This is a genomic window from Bdellovibrio svalbardensis (genome assembly GCF_029531655.1).
GTDB classification, from domain to species: domain Bacteria; phylum Bdellovibrionota; class Bdellovibrionia; order Bdellovibrionales; family Bdellovibrionaceae; genus Bdellovibrio; species Bdellovibrio svalbardensis.
The window spans coordinates 1-5,153 of record NZ_JANRMI010000008.1 but is presented as its reverse complement, the minus strand read 5'-3'; the positions used below and the strand labels follow the sequence as shown (position 1 = coordinate 5,153).

At 48.3% G+C, this 5,153-nt stretch carries 1 tRNA gene and 2 rRNA genes; all 3 read right to left on the bottom strand.

Annotated features, from left to right (window positions below):
- Positions 1-199: 199 nt before the first annotated feature.
- A 23S ribosomal RNA gene (locus NWE73_RS18075) occupies positions 200-3,138 on the bottom strand.
- A 125-nt stretch (positions 3,139-3,263) separates the two neighbouring features.
- Positions 3,264-3,340 (bottom strand) — tRNA-Ile (locus tag NWE73_RS18070).
- Between the two features lie 166 nt (positions 3,341-3,506).
- Positions 3,507-5,011, bottom strand: a 16S ribosomal RNA gene (locus NWE73_RS18065).
- The 16S and 23S rRNA genes sit together here with 1 tRNA gene alongside, the layout of an rRNA operon.
- Positions 5,012-5,153: the final 142 nt, after the last annotated feature.

The following is a 5,153-nucleotide window of genomic DNA, read 5'->3' as shown; positions in this document are numbered from 1 at the left end:
TTGTTCAATTCTGCAACTTCATTCCAATCCAAATGGCGAAGTTACATTTACAACTGAATGATTGATTTAATTGATTTTTAGCGAAGCGGTTAGCTCCAAATTTCGCTCTCTTACTTATTCAGAGAGTTAGTCTCTCGTTTCCCGAAGGAAAGTCATTGAGACGAAAACTTCGTCAACTATGTTGAGAAGAAAATGTTTTTTAAAAAAGCCTCACGACCTATTAGTACGAATCAGCTGAATACATTACTGTACTTACACCTTTCGCCTATCAACCTCGTAGTCTCCAAGGGGTCTTTAGGGGGCCGAAGCCCCAGTGAGATCTAATCTTGCAGTCTGCTTCCCGCTTAGATGCTTTCAGCGGTTATCAGTTCCGAACATAGCTACCCTGCATTGCCGCTGGCGCGACAACAGGAACACCAGAGGTTCGTCCATCCCGGTCCTCTCGTACTAAGGACAGGTCTGCTCAAATCTCATACGCCCACAGAAGATAAGGACCAAACTGTCTCACGACGTTCTGAACCCAGCTCGCGTACCACTTTAATTAGCGAACAGCTAAACCCTTGGGACCTGCTCCAGCCCCAGGATGTGATGAGCCGACATCGAGGTGCCAAACTCCATCGTCGATATGGACTCTTGGATGGAATAAGCCTGTTATCCCCGGAGTACCTTTTATCCGTTGAGCGATGGCCCTTCCACGCGGGACCACCGGATCACTTTGGCCTGCTTTCGCACCTGCTCGACTTGTAGGTCTCGCAGTCAAGCCCCCTTATGCCAATGCACTCGACGCCTGGTTTCCAATCAGGCTGAGGGGACCATCGCGCGCCTCCGTTACTTTTTGGGAGGCGACCGCCCCAGTCAAACTGCCCACCAGACAGTGTCCCTCTGCTCGTAAAGAGCAGCAGGTTAGATTTCAAAGGTGCCAAGGGTGGTATTTCAAGGTTGACTCCACAAGAGCTAGCGCCCCTGCTTCAAAGTCTCCCACCTATCCTACACATGCCAACTCTAAAATCACTGCCAAGCTACAGTAAAGGTTCACGGGGTCTTTCCGTCTTTCTGCGGGTACTCGGCATTTTCACCGAGAATTCAATTTCGCGAGGCATTTGGTCGAGACACCGGAGAAGTCGTTACGCCATTCGTGCAGGTCGGAACTTACCCGACAAGGAATTTCGCTACCTTAGGACCGTTATAGTTACGGCCGCCGTTTACTGGGGCTTCGATTCTCAGCTTCGCTTGCGCTAACTAATCCTCTTAACCTTCCAGCACCGGGCAGGCGTCAGTATGTATACTTCGTCTTGAGACTTTGCACATACCTGTGTTTTTGATAAACAGTCGCTACTCCCATTTCTCTGCGACCCGAAAAAGCTTGGGGAGTAAATCCTTACACTCTCGCGGGCACACCTTTTCCCGAAGTTACGGTGTTAAGTTGCCGAGTTCCTTGACCAAAATTCACCCCATCGCCTTAGGATATTCACCCCACTCACCTGAGTCGGTTTACGGTACGAGCTAACAAATCTAAATTTACGAAACTTTTCTTGGATACATGGCTTTTCTCACTTCCGGGACAAGTCCCTCGCATTCACGCCTCAGTGTTATGTGCCGCGGATTTGCCTACGACACCACCTACACGCTTACACCTCAATCCAATAAGAGGCTGAGATAGCCTATACCGTCATTCCTTAAACACAATTTGCTAGGTAACGGAATATTAACCGTTTTGCCATCGATTACGCCACTTGGCCTCATCTTAGGTCTCGACTAACCCTGGGAGGATTATCCTTGCCCAGGAATCCTTGAGTTTTCGGCGCCCGGGTTTTTCACCCGAGTTCAACGCTACTTATGTCAGCATGATCACTTCTAGTTCGTCCAGCTGTCCTACCGGTCAACCTTCATCCTACACTAGAACGCTCCCCTACCACTAAAATATAAAATACTTTAATCCAAAGCTTCGGTAACACGCTTAGCCCCGTTGTATCTTCCGCGCAGAGTCACTAGACTAGTGAGCTATTACGCTTTCTTTAAAGGATTGCTGCTTCTAAGCCAACCTCCTAGTTGTCAAAGTAACTCCACAACGTTCTCCACTGAGCGTGCATTTAGGGACCTTAGCTGTTGGTCTGGGCTCTTTCCCTCTCGACGCATGACCTTATCACCCTGCGTCTGCCTGCCGAGGAACATATCTGTGGCATTCGGAGTTTATTTGGGTTTGGTAATCCGGTAAAGACCCCTAGCCCATTCAGTGCTCTACCTCCACGATACTTTTTACTCGACGCTATACCTAAATATATTTCGGGGAGAACCAGCTATCACCCAGTTTGATTGGCCTTTCACCCCTAATCACAGATCATCAAAAGAGTTTTCAACCTCAACTTGTTCGGTCCTCCACGAGGTGTTACCCTCGCTTCAACCTGTCCATGATTAGATCACCGGGTTTCGGGTCTATGCCTGCAAACTAAACGCCCTATTCAGACTCGCTTTCGCTACGACTACACCTTAAACGGCTTAATCTCGCTTGCAAACATAACTCGCTGACTCATTATGCAAAAGGTACGCTATCACCCATATAAAGGGCTCTAACTGCTTGTAAGCTTACGGTTTCAGGTTCTATTTCACTCCCCTCTCGGGGTTCTTTTCACCTTTCCCTCACGGTACTTGTTCTCTATCGGTCACTAAGGAATATTTAGCCTTATGAGGTGGTCCTCACAGATTCCCACGAAATTTCACGTGTTTCGTGGTACTCGGGATGCCGCTAGCGCTTTTGAAGTTTTCGAACACGGGGCTATCACCCTATTTTGCCAGACTTTCCAGACTGTTATTCTAACTTCTCGAGTCGCACATTGCGGTCCCACGACCCCTCAATCAAATAAATGATTAAGGTTTAGGCTGTTACCCGTTCGCTCGCCACTACTAGGGTAATCTCGGAATTGATTTCTCTTCCTGAGGGTACTGAGATGTTTCACTTCCCCTCGTTCGCTTCAAACACCTATGTATTCAGTGAGTGATACCATAAATGGTGGGTTTCCCCATTCGGAAATCTCCGGATCAAAGTGTGTGTGCCACTCCCCGAAGCTTATCGCAGCTTACCACGTCCTTCATCGCTTCTTAGTGCCAAGGCATCCACCGTAAGCTCTTTGTAGCTTTAAAAAATGGAACTAACCTCGCTAAAAATCAACTAAATCAATCTATTCAATTGTCAAAGAACAAAACTAAAACAAAAAATTAAGTAACTATCTGCCTATCTAACTTGCCAACCTTGTATCTCAATTAGTTGGTGGGCCAGGGAAGACTCGAACTTCCGACCCCACGCTTATCAAGCGTGTGCTCTAACCAACTGAGCTACTGGCCCTCGTTAGACTACCTCGAAATTAATCGAAGTGCAGAGTTGTCACTCTTTCAAAACTAAATAGCTAGAAGATTTTTGGGACTCACTCGTGTCCGAAGACCGAGTTGACCTAAGATTGTGATTGCTCTCTTTGAGACAAGCTCAAAGTGCTGATCACCATAATCCTTAGAAAGGAGGTGATCCAGCCGCAGGTTCCCCTACGGCTACCTTGTTACGACTTCACCCCAATCATCGACCATACCTTGGGCGCCTGCCTCCTTGCGGTTAGCGCAGCGACTTCTGGTACAGCCAACTTTCATGGTGTGACGGGCGGTGTGTACAAGGCCCGGGAACGTATTCACCGCGGCATTCTGATCCGCGATTACTAGCGATTCCAACTTCATGGTCTCGAGTTGCAGAGACCAATCTGAACTTAGATAGCTTTTCTCCGATTAGCTCCATCTCGCGACTTCGCTTCAGTTTGTGACTACCATTGTAGCACGTGTGTAGCCCTAGGCATAAGGGCCATGAGGACTTGACGTCATCCCCACCTTCCTCCGGTTTAACACCGGCAGTCCATCTAGAGTGCCCAACTGAATGCTGGCAACTAAATGCAGGGGTTGCGCTCGTTGCGGGACTTAACCCAACATCTCACGACACGAGCTGACGACAGCCATGCAGCACCTGTGTACCGACCCTTGCGGGCGACGACATTTCTGCCAATCTTCCAGTACATGTCAAGCCTAGGTAAGGTTCTTCGCGTTGCATCGAATTAAACCACATGCTCCACCGCTTGTGCGGGCCCCCGTCAATTTCTTTGAGTTTTAATCTTGCGACCGTACTCCCCAGGCGGGATACTTAACGCGTTAGCTTCGTCACTGAAGGGGTCAATACCTCCAACAACAAGTATCCATCGTTTATAGCGTGGACTACCAGGGTATCTAATCCTGTTTGATCCCCACGCTTTCGGGTCTGAGTGTCAGTGTGTAGCCAGATAGCCGCCTTCGCCGCCGGTATTCCTCTTGATATCTACGTATTTCACCACTACACCAAGAATTCTACTATCCTCTCTACCACTCAAGCTACGCAGTATCAAATGCACTTCTAGGGTTGAGCCCTAGGCTTTCACACCTGACTTACATAGCCACCTACACCCGCTTTACGCCCAATAATTCCGAACAACGCTAGGATCCCTCGTCTTACCGCGGCTGCTGGCACGAAGTTAGCCGATCCTTTCTTGCAGGGTACATTCATTGTGTTATTCCCCTGCGACAGAGCTTTACGACCCGAAGGCCTTCATCACTCACGCGGCGTCGCTGCATCAGAGTTTCCTCCATTGTGCAATATTCCCTACTGCTGCCTCCCGTAGGAGTCTGGACCGTGTCTCAGTTCCAGTGTGACTGATCATCCTCTCAGACCAGTTAGAGATCGTCGCCTTGGTGAGCCATTACCTCACCAACTAGCTAATCTCACGCGGACTCATCTTGGAACGAAAAACCTTTGACCCCTTGATCCGCAGATCTTGTGGTCTTATGCGGTATTAGCCAATCTTTCGACTGGTTATCCCCCACTCCAAGGCAGATTATCCACGCGTTACTCACCCGTGCGCCACTAGGTATTGCTACCTCGTTCGACTTGCATGTATTAGGCACGCCGCCAGCGTTTGTTCTGAGCCAGAATCAAACTCTCCAGTTTAAATTCTGTATCAATCAAACTACTAGCTTTCGCTGTTGTTTGTTCGAATATTTTTTGAAATTGTGTTGTGCATATTGCTATGCCAACAAAGAGCCCAAAAATCTTTTGTTCTAGCTATTCAGTTTTCAAAGAGCGAAAATTT